We start from the raw sequence: 14,620 nt of genomic DNA on the forward strand, positions 1-14,620 counted from the left end.
GCATGTTCGGCCCGCGTCAGAGCGCCAGCGAAGCCGCCACCGGGAGGTGGTCGCTGCCCGTCGCGGGCAACGTCCACGCCGCCACCGGCCGCACCCCCGTCACGAAGACCTGGTCGATCCGGGCCATCGGCAGCCCGGCCGGCCAGCTGAACCCGAACCCGTCGCCCGCATGGTCCTGCGCGTTCTCCATCCGCGCAGTGATGGGGGTCAGGGCCCGGTCGTCGGCCGTGCCGTTGAAGTCGCCGACCAAGACCGTGCGCGGCGACGGCTCCCCCGCCACCGCGTCGGCGAGCAGGCCGATCGCTTCGTCGCGGCCGTTCGCCGTGAAGCCCGAGTCGAGCCGGATCCGCACCGACGGCAGGTGCGCCACGAAGACCGCCACCGGGCCCTTCGGAGTGTCCACTGTGGTCCGCAGCGCGCGGGTCCACGGCATGATCGCCACCGGCCGTGTGTCCCGCAACGGCACCGTGCTCCAGATCCCGACCGTGCCCTGCACCGAATGGTGCGGGTAGCCGGCCGCGAGCGCGTCCTCGTACTTCGGGATCTCGGACTTCTTCAGCTCCTCCAACGCGATCACCTGAGCGCCCGAGGCGGCCAGGGCACGCGCGGTGCCGGCCGGGTCCGGGTTCTCGTCGTTGACGTTGTGCGAGACGATCGTGAGATCGCCGCCGGCTTCCGTCTTGTCGAACAGCCTGCCGCCGAAGAACCCGCCCCAGACGAGCGCCGGCAGCAGCAGCGACACGAGCGCGAGCGCCGAACGCCGGATCAGCGCCGCCCCGAGCAGCGGCAGCACGAGCAGACCCGTCCACGGCAGGAACGTCTCCAGCAGGCTGCCGGCGTTGCCCACCCAGTTGGGCACCAGCGAATGCGCGAACACCAGCACCGCCGTCAGCGCGGAGAACACCGCGATGACCCGGCCCCGGCGCCAGGTCCCGCGGTCCGGCACGGTCTGCTCCGGTTCGAGGGTCGCGGTCACCGGGTCGCCGCCGGCAGCTCGCGCTGGATCGCCGAAATGAGCGTCTCGCTGGTGTCGAGCGCGGCCCGCAGCCCGGCCGCCGGGCTGCCGCCGGGGTTCTGGTGCAGGACGACGCCGAGGATCAGCGCGCCGCCGTCGGCCCGCGCCGCCCACATCAGGGCGCCGCCGGCCGCGGTCGACGAGCCGGTCTTCAGCCCGATCACGCCGTGGCGGCCGAGGAGGGTGTTGGTGTTCACGACGTCGCCGGGCACGCCGTCGACGCGCAGGCTCGCGGTGCCGACGATCGCGCGGATCACGTCGTTCTTCATCACCTCGCGCGCCAGCCGCAGCTGGTCGGTGGCGGTGCTCGTCGTCGAGTCCTCGACGCCGCTGGCCCCGGTGTAGGTGGTGCTGGTCATCCCGAGCGCCGCGGCCTCGCGGTTCATCTTCGCGACGAACGCGTCCTGGCCGCCGGCGTCCCACCGGGCGAGCAGGCGGGCGACGTTGTTGCCGGACGGGACGAGCATGAGCGACAGGAGGTCCCGTTCGCTGATCTCGCGACCGGCCCGGACCGGGGCGCTCGATTCTTCGGACGACGTCGACTCGGCTTCGGCCTGCTGGTCGACGGTGATCTTCGGGCCCGCCTCGCCCGCGGCGAGCGGGTGGTCCTTGAGCACGACGTAGGCGGTCATCACCTTGGTGACGCTCGCGATCGGCACCGGCCGCTGTTCCCCGCGGCTGCCGAGCGAGCCCAGGCCCTGGACCTCGGCGCTGGCCTGCCCTTCGGCCGGCCACGGCAGCGGCAAGTCGACGGCGGGTCGCGCGGCACTCGCCCGGCCGTCGACGGTGGGCGGGAAGAGGACCCAGCAGGCCACGGCGAGAGCCACCGCGACGGCGGCGGCGACCCCGCCGGCGACGGGTGGGATGCGGGTGCGGGCCATGGGTCTCCTCCGGGTGCCGGGGCGCTTCGTGAGCGCTCACCGATCACTCTGTCCGGAGAAGATCGCCGGGCCGTCGGGGTTGTTCGACAGGTCTGAACCAGAAATGTCCCGATTCTGTACCAACGGCCGGGTCCCGAACGACGTGAATGACTCATTCCTGTCGTCGGACGACAGGAATGAGTCATTCACTACATCCGGAAGCCGGCACGCGGGCCGGAACCCCTCAGCTCACGTGGACGTAGTCGACCACGAGCTGCTGCGGGAACTGGGTGCTGCCGTCGGGGTCGCCGGGCCAGTAGCCGCCGACCGCCAGGTTCAAGATCACGAAGAAGTCGTGGTTGAACACCCACTGGTTGCCGCCGACGTCGGCCGGCGTGCGGGTCTGGTACGCGTTGCCGTCCACCGACCAGACGATGCGATCGGCGGACCAGTCGATCGCGTACGTGTGGAAGTCGTCGGAGAAGTTCGGCCCGTTGTAGGCCGCGCCGATCCCGGCGGAGCCCGAGTAGCCCGGGCCGTGGATGGTGCCGTGCACGGTGTTCGGCTCGAACCCGACGTTCTCCATGATGTCGATCTCGCCGCACTGCGGCCAGCCGACGTTGCCGATGTCCGAACCCAGCATCCAGAACGCGGGCCACATGCCCTGCCCGCGCGGCAGCTTCATCCGGGCCTCGATGTGCCCGGACGACGCGGTGAACTTGCCGGACGTGTTGAGCCGCGCCGACGTGTACTCGCAGGCGCCGTACCAGCAGTTGTTGCCGCTGTTCTCTTTCTTCGCGGTGATCACGAGGTGGCCCTGGCCGTCGAGCGCCGCGTTGGCGGTGCCGTCGGTGTACCACTGCCGCTCGTGGTTGTTCACGTTGTCGCCGGTCTCGTGGACCCACTTCGAGCCGTCGACGCCGCTGCCCGCCGCGCCGTCGAAGTCGTCGGTGAAGCTCGCGAGCGGTGCCGCGGGTGCGGCCTGGACCTGCGGTGCGGCCACCACGGCGCCTGCCACGAGCAGAGCCGCGGGCGCCACCAGCATTCGGGCGGTCCGCCGCCATCGGGCGGAGTTCCTGGTCGACATCGTCGTCGCCCCTTCCGTTCCGCGGGCGACGGCTGGCGGCTCACCGGCACCCTATTTGTTGTGGATGGCAACAAAGTATGAACGGGTCCCTGGCGAAGAACAAGACCAACCGGTCGGACATTTTCCGACGAGTACCCGATGGTCCGGACCACCGGGTATTTTCGGGCAAGTCACGCGGCCGAGCGCTGGATGCAGTCGAGACCGAGGCCCAGCGGAGTGGCCAGGTACTGGCAGATGTGGGACGCGTGGGCCTCGTCGGTCTGCGTGCACGCCACCGGCACGCCGAGCAGGTCGACCGAGCAGTAGGCGTAGAACTGGTACGGGTTGCCCGGGACCGGGTCCGCCGCGGCCGGAGCCGCCGCGGCGACCACCGCGGAAACCGTGAGCGCAGTAGCCGTCACCCAAGAAGCGATTCGGGTCTTCATCGTGCTCTCCTTCCGCAATCTCCCCCGTGGGCCAGGGGTTTGTGCTGGAAGAGATTCCCTTCCCAGCGCGGGTTCACCTCCGGGTCACCGGAAAGTGTCACGCGGCCGGGCCGTGAATCGACCAGCTCGTGAACTTCACTCTGCATGATTCCGTCCGAACGTCGGTGGTTCTGTGCAGCTTCGACCACCTACGCTGGCGCAGCCCCGGCTCCGGTTCCTCGAACGCTGGACCGGCGTGGCCGAGCCGAACATCAGCGCGTGGCGCCGCGCGATCTGCGGCGACCTGATGACGTGCTTCGACTTCGGTACCCCCAACGAACCCCGTCGTCTACGGTTCCGGCTGGTACGACCTGTCGGCGACGCTCGACGCCGACCCGAAGTTCCTCCGCCGGTTCAGCGGGCACGTCGAGACGGGGCCCCCGAGCGTCACCGGCTGATCTTGTTCACGTACTTGACGGTCGTTCAGCTCATTGACGCACGTCACATTCGTGACCTATAAAGGGAACGTCCGGGTGTACGCCGCAGCACCCTCCGCTGTCCCCCACTCCGGAGGCCCCTGGTGTCCCCACGAAGTCGTCGTGCCGTCCTGCTCGGCGCTGCCACCGTTTCCGCCGCGCTCGCGCTGACCGGCGCGGTCACCGCGCAGGCCGCGGCGGCGAACCTGTCCGCCACGTTCGCGCAGGCCTCGGTCTGGACCGGGGGCTACGGCGCCGGATACACGATCGCCAACCGCGGCGACGCACCCGCGACCGGCTGGACCGTCGAGTTCGACCTGCCCGCCGGCACGTCGGTGAGCGGCTCGTGGAGCTCGGTGAAGACGCAGACCGGGCAGCACTACAAGTTCACGAACGCGGGCTTCAACGGCACGGTCAAGCCCGGCGCCACCGCGAACTTCGGCTTCACCGTCGCCGGTTCCGGACTGCCTGCGGGCTGCACGATCAACGGGCTCCCGTGCGCGGGCGGCGGCCCGGTCACGACCACACCGACGACACCGGCCACCACCACGACTCCGACGACGACCACCACTGCCCCGCCGGCCGGCGACACGGTGAACGTCTCGACGGCCGCCCAGCTGCAGGCGGCGCTGGCGAACGCCGCGCCCGGGCAGGCGATCAAGCTGGCGGCCGGGACCTACCGCGGCTCGTTCGTCACGACGAAGGCCGGCACGGCCGCGAAGCCCATCACGCTGTCGGGCCCAGCGAACGCGGTCCTGATCAACGACGGCCCGTCGGGCGACGCCCCGGACTGCCCGGCGCCGACCGCGGGCTGGGACTCCGGCTACGGCCTCTGGCTCTCCGGCGCGCCGTACTGGAACCTGACCGGCTTCACCGTGCAGGAATCCAAGAAGGGCATCGTCGTCGACAACTCGCCCCACACGACGATCGACGGCGTGAACGTCCACCACGTCGACGAGGAGGCGATCCACTTCCGCCGCTCGTCGGCCGACAGCGTGCTGAAGAACTCGACGATCACCTCCACGGGGCTGGTGCAGCCCGGCTACGGCGAAGGCGTCTACCTCGGCTCGGCCAACTCGAACTGGGCCTGCCACGGCAACTCCGGCGGCGTCGACCGGGGCGACCGGATCCAGGTGCTGGACAACCACATCGGCCCGTTCATCGCGGCCGAGCCCATCGACGTCAAAGAGGGAACGTTCAACGGCCTGATCCGCGGCAACACCTTCGACGGCCGCGGCATCTCCGGCGAGAACTCGGCGGACTCCTGGATCGACGTCAAGGGCATCGGCTACACGATCGAGAACAACACGGGCACGTTCTCGGCACCCGGCACGTTCGCCAACGGCTACGAAACCCACAACACGAGCACGTCCCCGTCGTTCGACAACGGCTGCGGCAACGTGTGGCGCGGCAACAAGTCCGACCTGGGCGGGGTCGGCGCCTACGCGATCAAGATCAGCTCGGTGTCGAAGTGCGCGGCGAACCCGAACGTGGTGTACGCGTCCAACACGGTCACGAACGCGACGTCGGGTCTGACGAACATCCCGGTCACGCCGTAGTCAGAGGTTCATGGCCAGCCACAGGGCCACCCAGGCGGTGGCGGCGAGCACTGCGCCCGCCGCCGCCGCGAGGAGGACCCGCCGCAGGCCTCGGGCGGGTTTCGCCGGTGTCTCGATGTGGTCCATGAAGTCGATCATGAACCACCGGCGCGGATCCCGACACCCGGCGCGCCCGTCCGGGCGACCCCGGCGCGGGGTACCCGGCGACGCACGTCACTCCCGGCCGCGGAACACCGGACGCCCCCGGGCGTTGTAACGGGTGTCGGTACGGCGGTGCCCCCGGGCCTACCCCTTGCCTTCACGGAATACCGGTAACGCTGGAGCCGTGTCGTGCCTTCCGCCGCGAGGCGGCCCCCGTACCGACGCAAACTCCCGTTCCCTCCCGGGGTTCCCCCGTGCCCTTGGGCGGGAACGGGTCCCGGCTAGGGAACGATCGAGTCGACGTACCCGCCGTCGACGCGCACGGCCGCCCCCGTCGTCGCCGAGGCGAACGGGGAACTGAGGTACACCACCATGTTCGCGATCTCCTCGGGCTCGATCAGGCGCTGCAGCAGCGACTGCGGCCGGTGCTTCTTCATGAACTCGTGCTGGGCCTCGTCCCACGGCAGGTCCTTGTCCACCAGCTCGTAGACGAAGTCCTCGACGCCACCGGTGTGCGTCGGGCCCGCGATCACGGCGTTGACCGTGACGCCGGTCCCCGCCGCGTGCTTGGCGAACCCGCGCGATACCCCGAGCAACGCCGTCTTCGACACGCCGTAGTGGATCATCTCGGCCGGGATCACGACCGCCGAATCGCTGGCGATGTACTGGATCCGGCCCCAGCCGCGCTCGGTCATGCCCGGCAGGTAGGCGCGGGTGAGCCGCACCGCGGCCAGGACGTTGACCTCGAAGTAGCGCCGCCAGTCGGCATCGGTGATCTCGAGGGGCTCCTGGGCGCCGAAGATGCCGAGGTTGTTGACGAGGATGTCGGCGTCGGGCACCTCTTCGACGACCTGTGCCGCGCCGGCCTCCTCCGAGACGTCGCCCGGGGCCGGCACCAGGTCGGCGTCCGGCAGGTCCTCCTTCAGGCGCGCGATGGCCTTCGCGACCCCGGTCTCGCTCCGGCCGTTGATCGCGACCCGCGCACCGGTGGCCGCGAGGCCCGCCACGATCGCCGAGCCGATGCCACCGGTGGACCCGGTGACCAGGGCCGTCTTCCCGCTCAGGTCGACCCGCATCGTGAAAACCCTTTCTCGCCTCGGCCGCTCCCTCGGCGCCGATTCAAGCACAGCTGCCCGACGCGCACCGGCTGGGAAATCCGGTTGCCGGCCCGGCCCCCGCGGCGACACCATCTGCGCATGACCGCCTACCGCACCCCGCTCCTGCCGACCGTCGCCGCGACCACCGCGCCGGTCCGGCAGCAGCCGTGCCGTCCGCGGAGGTCGATCACTCCCGTGCCGTGACCGGCGCCCTGCTCGCCGGCCTGCTCGCCGGCTACGGCATCGCGATCCCCGTCGGCGCGGTCGCGACCTACCTCGTCGCGCTCACCGCCCGGACCTCGTTGCGGACCGGCCTGGCCGCGGCCCTCGGCGTCGCCACCGCCGACGGCGTGTACGCGCTGGTGGCGGTACTCGGCGGCGCGGCGATCGCGGGACTCGTCGCCCCGGTCGCCGGGCCGCTGCGGCTGGTGTCGGCCGGGATCCTGGTCGTGCTGGCGGTCCGCGGGGCCGTTCTGGCGCTGCGCTCCCACCGCGAGGCCACCGCCCGCGCCGTCACGCCGCTCGCGCCCGGCCGCGCCTACGTCAGCCTGCTCGGCATCACGCTGGTGAACCCGACCACGGTCGTCTACTTCACCGCCCTGGTCGTCGGCGACCGCGCCGGCACGGCCGTCTCGGTGCTCGAGCAGGTCGTGTTCGTGCTCGCCGCGTTCGCCGCCTCGGCGAGCTGGCAAGCACTGCTGGCCGGCGGCGGCGCGCTGCTCGGGCGCGTCCTCACCGGACCGCGGGGCCGGTTGGTGACGGCGCTGGCGTCGAGCGCGGTGATCACCGGCCTGGCCGTCCGACTTGTCCTCACCTGACCGGACAACCGTTGGGGTGTAACGGTTTGTCCAGTTATCGGGCGCACATCGGAAGACGTCGCACGGCGCTTTTCCCCGTTAAGCTCGGCCCGTCGATGACGGGAGGCGGCCATGACCATGCCGATGGGGACGATGTCCGGCTGGGATGTCACGGGGGCGACGCTGCTCGTGCTGTGGGCGCTGGCCATGTGGGCGGCGGTCGGTGTCCTGGCGTACGCGAACCGCGGGCCGGTGCGGCCGTGGGTGTACCGCGGCTCGGTCGCGGTGATCGGCGTCGGCGTGCTCGGGCAGCTCGGGCACGTCCAAGAGCACGTCGCGCAGGTCGGCTACTGGCTCGGCCACCCGAACGCGCCGGCGTGGATGACGCCGTGGGGCACCGGGCTCGCGAACGGGTTGCAGCTGCTCCTGCCGGACCGCAAGACGTTCGGGATGGAGCTGCTGCACCTCACCGGCAACTTCATCTTCCTGGCCGGGCTGGCCGGGGTCATGGTGATCACGCGGCGAGCGTTGGGCACCCGCGCCCGCCGCTGGGCGAAGATGGGCGTCTGGATGCAGGGCCTGCACGGCCTCGAGCACCTGGTCCTGACGCTGTCGGTGGGGTTCGGCGCGCCCCGGGCGATCGGGCTGTCGACGTTCTTCGGTCTCGTCGACCCGGGCGTCGGGCTGACGACCTACCGCGTGTGGTGGCACTTCGTCGCGAACGTGATCGGGTCGGTCATCTTCGGCCTCGCGCTGTACCACCTGTGGCGGGAGCGCCGGGCGGTCCGGGCGACGTTCTTCGTCCGGCCCGTCCCGGAGTTCACCCGGCAGGCGGCGTAGCGGCCCGGCGTCGCGAATGACTCATTCGGGGCGCCGGAGGTCGCGAATGAGTCATTCGCGACCTCCGGAAGCCGACCTCGGGAGCCGCCTACGGCCCCGTGCAGGTGAGCGTCGGCAGTGCCCAGTCCGCGTGGTCGTTGCCGTTGCCGTCGCCGCCGTCGGACACCAGCAGGTCCAGGACCTGGGCCCCGGTGACGTCAACGTCGATCGGGACCGCCGCCTGGCCGCCGCGGACCACCGGCGTCGTCACCCGGGTCGCACCGTCCGCCGAAACGCTGAAACTCACGCTGCCACCGCCACCCGTCTCGCCGTCGACGCCGGCCGAAGCCGTCAACCGCGTGCAGGCGCCGGCCAGGTAGAGCTGGACGTCGCTCGCCGCGTGCACGCCCAGGCCCTTCGCGTACGCCACCCCGCCGATGGTCATCGGCTTGCCGTCGCCCGCGCTCGCCTCGCCGTTGCTCGTGTCGCGCTCGACCGGGCCCCAGCCGTTCGTCGCCGTCAGGAACGGCAGGGAGCTCACCGCCACCGCGCCCGCGGGTGGCGCCGGCGGCACCGCGCCGACGACCCGCTCGTCGGAGACCGACCCCGGCCGCCCGGCCTGCCGGTACGCCACTGCCACCTTCAGCGCCGAGGTGTCCACTGTGGAGGGAGCGGTGACCGGCCAGGTGAAGGTCGCCGACCGGCCGCCGTCGATCCGCGCCACCGAAGGCGGGGAGGCCGCGCCGACCGTCCACCCGGCCGGCGCGGTCAGCACCGGCTTGACGTCGAACGCCGGCGGCGCGCCCGCGGGCACCCGCACCGTCGCCGAAGCGGTGAACCGCTGCCCGCCCGACGCCGTATCCGGCGCGGTCAGCGACACCGCGGCCGTCGGGGCCGCCGGCATCGCGTACCGCCCGGGGTCGTAGCCCGGCGACGGGTTCGCACGCACCGTCAGCGGCGAGCGGTAGCTGCCGTAGTTCGTCCACGCGATCTTGCCCAGGCCACCCGTGCTGCCGTCGAGGTTCCACACGGCGACGGCGATCGTGTTGTGGCCGTTGGGGTTCAGGACGCCGTTCGGGATCGGGAAGCTGTGCTGCGGCCCGAGGTAGTTGACGTACTGGCCGAGCTGCCAGCCGTTGACGAAGAGCAGCGCCCGGTACTGCCGCGCGGGGTCGTCGGTGATCGTCAGGCCGAGCGAGGTGTCCTGGCCGCGCGGCAAATCCAGGTCCGCGGTGGTCCGGTACCACGACACGCCCGGAGTCGGGTCCTTCGCCGGCAACGACGTCGACGTCCAGCGCCCGTCGGGGAAGCCGGGCAGCGACCAGCCCGCGCGTTCGCCGTACAGCCCGCCGGTGTTGAGCGGACCGCGGACCGGGTCGAGCCCGGTCTCGCCACCGCGGACGCCCTGCAGCCGCCAGGTCACCGACGTCAGCGGCGCCCCGGTCAGCCGCGCGGAGATGAGCCCGCGCGCGGCTTTGTTGCCGTTGTTCGCGCCGTAGTCCTCTTCGTGCCCCATGTTCACGGTCAGCACGGAGATCTCGTTCTCACCCTGGTGCAGCGTGCCGGCCGGGAAGGTGAACGTGTGCTGCGGGTCCGTCGAGCTGCCGAGGAAGACACCGTTGAGCCACGCCGAGAACGCGCCGGCCGGCCCGCCGCTCTGGCTCGCGAGCGTGATCCCGGTCTGCGTCCCGTCGCCGGTGAACCGGCCGCGGTACCAGGTGTTGCCGGTGTGGAAGCCGTAGTCGTCCGCGAAGAGCACCGGTTTCGTGCCGAGGGCCGTCGAGCTGTTGGAGGCGTCCTTGTCGGCCACCGGCCACGCCGAGTCGTCGAACGCCGGTTGGCTTTCCGGCGACTCCTGCTGCTGCTTCCAGCCGGTCAGGGCGGGCAACGTCACGGCTTTGGCGGTCGGCGCGGTGCCGGTGAGGCTGCCGCTCGGCGTCGGTTTCGCCGCGACGCGGGAACCGTTCCAGGAGACGGCTTTCGCGGTGCCGAAGACCTCGAACGCGCCGTCGTCGCCGGTGTCGCCGGTCAGCGCCAGGGTGCCGTGGTCGTCGGCCGCCGTCCGCACCAGGTGCGTGCCGCGGACCAGCACCGGGCCGGCGGCGGTGTCCTGACGCCAGAACGTTGCCGCCGTCGCTTTGTCCGCGAGCAGCAGGAGCAGGGGCCGCTGCCCGGGAGCGGTGACGAGCACCCGCGTCAGGCCGTCGTGGGTGTAGTTCAACCGCAGGTCGCCGCGCGTGGCGTCCCAAGTGGACGTCGCGTTGCCGCCGAGCACCTGCACGGACGGCTGCTTCGCGAACCGCAGGACGGTCTCGCCCGGCCCGCCCTTGTCCCCGTAGAGGACCGCGACGTCGCGGCCGCCGATGGCCGCGCTCGTCATGATCTCCGAAGTCGAGTACTGCATCCGCGTCCGCCCGAGGTCGTACCCGGCGACGACGATCTTCGACTGGCGGCCGTTCAGCGTGATGCCGGTGCCGGCCTGCTGCGGGACGACCGGGTAGTAGTCGGTGCTGCCGGACAGCAGGTCGACGGCGTCCACCACGACGAACGGGCCGGTCGCGCTCGCGTTCTTCTGCCCGGTGACGACGATCTTCAGCGTGTGCGCCCCCGCGGGCAGGTCGCGCGCCTCGTAGCCGGTGACCTGGTTCTGCTTGCTCGCCGCGTAGAGGTCGACCGTGCTGACCTTCGCGTCGTCGAGGTAGACGTCGGCGATGCCGTGGCTCGGATCCTTCGATGTCACCCAGCGGATCCCGGTGCCGGTGAAGGGAATGCTCACGCTGTCGCCGGTGGCCTCCGAGAACGACTCGGTGTGCTGGTAGTCGCCGCCGGTGTAGTTCACCTCCGGTCCGACGTGGCTCCAAGTGCCGGTGTAGCCGACCTCGCCGGCGCGGTCGTCGTAGGTGTAGCCGGCGTGCGCGGCGAGGTCGAGCGCGAGGCTGGTGGTGTTCGTGGTGGTGGACGTCGAATCGGTGTGCCGCAGGGTGTGGAACTGCGTGCGGGTGTCCGGGTTGATCCGGGCGGTGTCGGTGAGGGCTGGGTCCGTGAGCGGCGCGGCGGCCAGGCCGTCCGTCTTGGTCAGCGGGGCGACGGACTGGGTGAAGTAGCCGATCAGCTTGTCCTCGTTGTACTTCGGGTCGAACTGGCGCCCTTCGGTGATCGCGGCGCCGTAGTCGTAGGACGTGTAGTTCTGCGGGATCGCGCTCCAGCCCCACGACGTGCCGCCGTGCAGCATGTAGAAGCTCTGGCCGGTGGCACCGACCGCGATGTTCTGCTTGTAGAACACGTTGGCGAACTGGTCGTTGATCAGCTGCGCGCACTTCTCGTAACCCGGACCGCCCCACGGGTCGAAGGCGCCGCCCTGGAACTCGGCGGTGATCAGCGGCTTGCCGGGGACGTGGTCGTAGCTGATGTCCGGCACGCCGTTCCACCGCGTGGGGTTGGAGCAGTCGAAGCCCTGCGGGTAGGAGTCGGCGGCGTCGACGTCGAGCGCGGCCTCGCCGGCGTTGAAGGTGCCGTTGTTGTTGCCCACCAAGGGAACCGTGATGCCGTCGGCGCGGGCCTTGTCCTCGAGGTGCTTCATGTAGGCGCGGCCGTCGGCGTTGCCGTTGTAGTACTCGTTCTCGACCTGGTAGGCGAGCACGCTGCCGGTGCCGTTCGTGAGCTGGTGGCGGGCGATGATCCGGTCGATCTGCGTCTGCCACTCGTCGGAGTACTTCAGGTAGACGGGATCGGCGCTGCGGGTGTGGCCGGGGGTGGTCGACAGCCAGGTCGGGAAGCCGCCGCCGTCGACCTCGGCGTTGATGTACGGCCCGGGCCGCGCGATGACGTAGAGCCCGGCCTGCTGGGCCATGTCCAGGAGCTTGTCGAGGTCGCGGACGCCGGTGAAGTCGTAGACGCCCTGGCGCGGCGAGTGGTAGCCCCAATCGAAGTAGAGGGACGTCGAGTTGAAGCCGGCCGCCTTCATCTTCTGGAAGATGTCGAGCCAGAGGTCGGGGCTCGGGAGGCGGTAGGAGTGGAACTCCCCCGACCACAGGTAGGTCCGGTTGCCGTCGACCAGGAAGGAGTAGCCGTCGTAGGTGACGGTGTGCGCCGCCGCTTTCGGGGGCGCGGCCGTGGCTTGCGGCACGGTCACCCCGATCAGGGCGAGCACGGCGACGAGCAGAGTCCGGACGACGGCACGCATGCGGGGACCTCCGGGCGGCGGGGACCAGAACCGAACACGATCCTTTGCCGATCACACAGAAGTCGTCAAGATACAACACCGGGATGGATCAGTGCCGAGGTCGTGTTAACGCTAACAGTCCTGGTCGGATGTCCTGAATGAGTCATTCAAGACGTTTCAGCGGGGGCCGGTGCTCTCCCGCACGATCAGCTCCGCCGGCACGAGGTGCCGCGCCCTGACGTCGCCGCCCGCCATCCGGTCCTCCAGGAGCCCGAACGTCTTTCGGCCGACCTCGATGAAGTCCTGGCGGACCGTCGTCAGCGGTGGATTGAAGTAGGCCGCCTCGGGGACGTCGTCGAAGCCGGCGACGTGGACGTCCTCCGGCACCCGGATCCCCGCCTCGGTGAACGCGCGCAGCAGGCCCAGCGCCATCTGGTCGTTGGCCGAAAACACCGCCTTCAGCCCGCGCTTGCCGACGAGGGCACGGCCCGCTTCGTAGCCGGACCGCGGGCTCCAGTCGCCGCGCACGACCGCCGGCACCCGCAGGCCGCGGCGTTCCAGGGTCTCGCGCCAGCCGCGTTCGCGGTCGCGGGCCTCCAGCCAGTCTTCCGGCCCGGCGACGTGCCAGACCGTCCGGTGCCCGAGGGCGAGCAGGTGCTCGGTGGCGCGGCGGGCGCCGTCGTACTGGTCGACCGAGATCACCGGGACCGGCGCCGACTCTCCGCCGCCGACGGCCACCACCGGGATGTCGCCCGGCACCGCGGCCAGCGCCCGCCCGGCCGTGACGTGCGGGGCGATCACGACGATCCCCTCCACAGCCTGGCTCCGCAGGCTCTCCACCGCGTCGCCGATCGACGTCCGGCCCGGGCGGGTGACGCTGCAGATCGCGATGCCGTACCCGGCTTCGCGCGCCGCGTTCTCGATGCCGTACAGGGTGCTCGCCGGCCCGTAGAGGTTCGACTCCAGCGCGACCACGCCGAGGGTGCCCGACCGGCCGGTGACGAGCGTCCGCGCGGCGGTGTTGGGCCGGTACCCGAGCTTGTGCACGGCGGCGAGGACCCGCTCGCGGGTTTCCGGGCGCACCGGCCCGCTCTCGTTGACCACGCGCGAAACGGTCATGTGCGACACGCCGGCCATGCCGGCGACGTCGGCCAGGCTGGGCTGCCGCGGTCCCGGGGCCGACGTCCTGGCCTGCTCCCCCGGCTTCGCCCGGTCCACCACCCTGGCCCCTTCCCACTCGCACCGTGTCCCCACGCACGAAACCGTACCGCCGAGGGGGCCGTCCCCGGCGGACGCCGGGCGCGTCAGGACCAGCCGAGCGGACCGGAGAGCGCTTTCACGACCGCCGTGACGTTCTGCGACGCCTTCGCCCAGGACGTGGCGGCGGGCTGGGCGCTCAGCACGACGACGATGTAGCGGCGGCCGCCGACGAGCCCGCTGGTGTGCAGGTCGCGGCCCGGGTCGCAGCAGGACCAGCCCTGCTTCACCGCCCAGTCGGCGGCGGTGACCGCGCCCGGGATGCCGAAGAACTGGTCGAAGCCGTCCGCGCCGTGCTCGGTGGCGCCGTCGAGGGCGCGCAGGACGACCTGCCGCGTCCCTTCGGGGGCCTCGTCCATCAGATAGGCGTAGAACCGCGCCAGGTCGGTCGCGGTGACGAGGGTGCTGCCCCAGTGCGTGGGGTCGGCGGGTGGGCGAGTCGAGGTCATGCCGATCCGCTTCGCCCACGACGTCACGATGGCGGGCCCGCCGAGCTTCATCCACAGCCGGCTCGCGACGTCGTCGTCGCTGCGCGAGAGCATCTCCGCGACCTCGGCGGCGGGTTCGCCCCGCTGCAGCGCTTCCACGGCGATGAGCAGCTTGACCAGCGACGCGGAGGTGTAGGTCGCGTCCGGGCGGTAGGAGACGACGTCCCCGGACTTGCGGTCGCGAACCAGCACGCTGACCTTCCCGGGCACGAGCGCCGCGAGTGCGGCGCCCTCCGGCACCGCCTTCGCCGACGGCTTCGCGGACGTCTCCGGCGGCGCCGAAGTCGCCGTCGTGGCCACGCTCGTCGTGTACGACGGCGCGGTCGTGAGCTCCGGTCCGGCCGCCGCGGCGGGTCGAGGCGGCCGGACCGCCGCGGCCACGACGAGCATCGCCGCCACCGCGCCGGCGCACGTCCCGGCCAGCAGCATCGCGTTTCCCCTGTGCATACCGGCTCTTG

Annotated in this window: 11 protein-coding genes and 1 pseudogene; 3 read left to right on the forward strand and 9 right to left on the reverse strand. The window is 71.4% G+C overall.

Going from position 1 to position 14,620, the window contains the following annotated elements; translation table 11 throughout:
- Positions 1–16: 16 nt before the first annotated feature.
- From AB0N03_RS24340 to AB0N03_RS24355, 4 genes and pseudogenes are all read right to left on the reverse strand, one after another.
- Positions 17–976 carry an endonuclease/exonuclease/phosphatase family protein gene (locus tag AB0N03_RS24340; protein WP_364375877.1) on the reverse strand — a complete coding sequence of 320 codons (960 nt, stop codon included), beginning with the start codon at positions 974–976 and terminating at the stop codon, positions 17–19.
- A complete protein-coding gene (locus AB0N03_RS24345; RefSeq protein WP_364375880.1) occupies positions 973–1,896 on the reverse strand; it encodes a serine hydrolase in 924 nt (307 codons plus the stop codon). The genes AB0N03_RS24340 and AB0N03_RS24345 overlap by 4 nt, the downstream gene beginning before the upstream one ends.
- A 226-nt stretch (positions 1,897–2,122) precedes the next feature.
- A pseudogene (locus AB0N03_RS24350) lies at positions 2,123–2,962 on the reverse strand (glycoside hydrolase family 16 protein); the annotation flags it as partial.
- A gap of 170 nt (positions 2,963–3,132) precedes the next feature.
- The gene (locus tag AB0N03_RS24355; RefSeq protein ID WP_364375883.1) at positions 3,133–3,387 is read right to left on the reverse strand and encodes a hypothetical protein; all 255 of its coding nucleotides are present in this window, start codon (positions 3,385–3,387) and stop codon (positions 3,133–3,135) included.
- A gap of 559 nt (positions 3,388–3,946) precedes the next feature.
- Here AB0N03_RS24355 and AB0N03_RS24360 point away from each other — a divergent pair.
- Positions 3,947–5,401 (forward strand): cellulose binding domain-containing protein, encoded by a 1,455-nt coding sequence (locus tag AB0N03_RS24360; protein WP_364375885.1) that lies wholly within the window; start codon positions 3,947–3,949, stop codon positions 5,399–5,401.
- On the opposite strand, the gene AB0N03_RS24365 is transcribed toward AB0N03_RS24360, so the two are convergent.
- Positions 5,402–5,527 carry a hypothetical protein gene (locus AB0N03_RS24365; protein ID WP_364375888.1) on the reverse strand — a complete coding sequence of 42 codons (126 nt, stop codon included), beginning with the start codon at positions 5,525–5,527 and terminating at the stop codon, positions 5,402–5,404.
- Between the two features lie 296 nt (positions 5,528–5,823).
- The gene (locus tag AB0N03_RS24370; protein WP_364375891.1) at positions 5,824–6,618 is read right to left on the reverse strand and encodes an SDR family oxidoreductase; all 795 of its coding nucleotides are present in this window, start codon (positions 6,616–6,618) and stop codon (positions 5,824–5,826) included.
- Positions 6,619–6,839: 221 nt separating this feature from the next.
- Between AB0N03_RS24370 and AB0N03_RS24375 the strand changes: the two genes are divergently transcribed.
- Together AB0N03_RS24375 and AB0N03_RS24380 are read left to right on the forward strand one after the other, a co-directional pair.
- A complete protein-coding gene (locus AB0N03_RS24375; protein ID WP_364375894.1) occupies positions 6,840–7,457 on the forward strand; it encodes a LysE family transporter in 618 nt (205 codons plus the stop codon).
- 111 nt (positions 7,458–7,568) lie between these two features.
- A complete protein-coding gene (locus tag AB0N03_RS24380; RefSeq protein WP_364375897.1) occupies positions 7,569–8,276 on the forward strand; it encodes a DUF6008 family protein in 708 nt (235 codons plus the stop codon).
- Positions 8,277–8,364: 88 nt separating this feature from the next.
- Here AB0N03_RS24380 and AB0N03_RS24385 read toward each other — a convergent pair whose 3' ends face one another.
- The 3 genes from AB0N03_RS24385 to AB0N03_RS24395 all read right to left on the reverse strand — a co-directional run bounded on the left by AB0N03_RS24385 (position 8,365) and on the right by AB0N03_RS24395 (position 14,609).
- Positions 8,365–12,438, reverse strand: coding sequence for a beta-galactosidase (locus AB0N03_RS24385; RefSeq protein WP_364375900.1), 4,074 nt, complete (start codon positions 12,436–12,438; stop codon positions 8,365–8,367).
- 156 nt (positions 12,439–12,594) lie between these two features.
- Positions 12,595–13,638: a LacI family DNA-binding transcriptional regulator gene (locus AB0N03_RS24390; RefSeq protein WP_364376283.1), complete on the reverse strand. Its 1,044-nt coding sequence runs from the start codon at positions 13,636–13,638 to the stop codon at positions 12,595–12,597.
- 83 nt (positions 13,639–13,721) lie between these two features.
- Positions 13,722–14,609 carry a serine hydrolase gene (locus AB0N03_RS24395; protein ID WP_364375903.1) on the reverse strand — a complete coding sequence of 296 codons (888 nt, stop codon included), beginning with the start codon at positions 14,607–14,609 and terminating at the stop codon, positions 13,722–13,724.
- Positions 14,610–14,620 lie beyond the last annotated feature (11 nt).

Source organism: Amycolatopsis sp. NPDC051061 (assembly GCF_040682935.1).
GTDB lineage: Bacteria > Actinomycetota > Actinomycetes > Mycobacteriales > Pseudonocardiaceae > Amycolatopsis.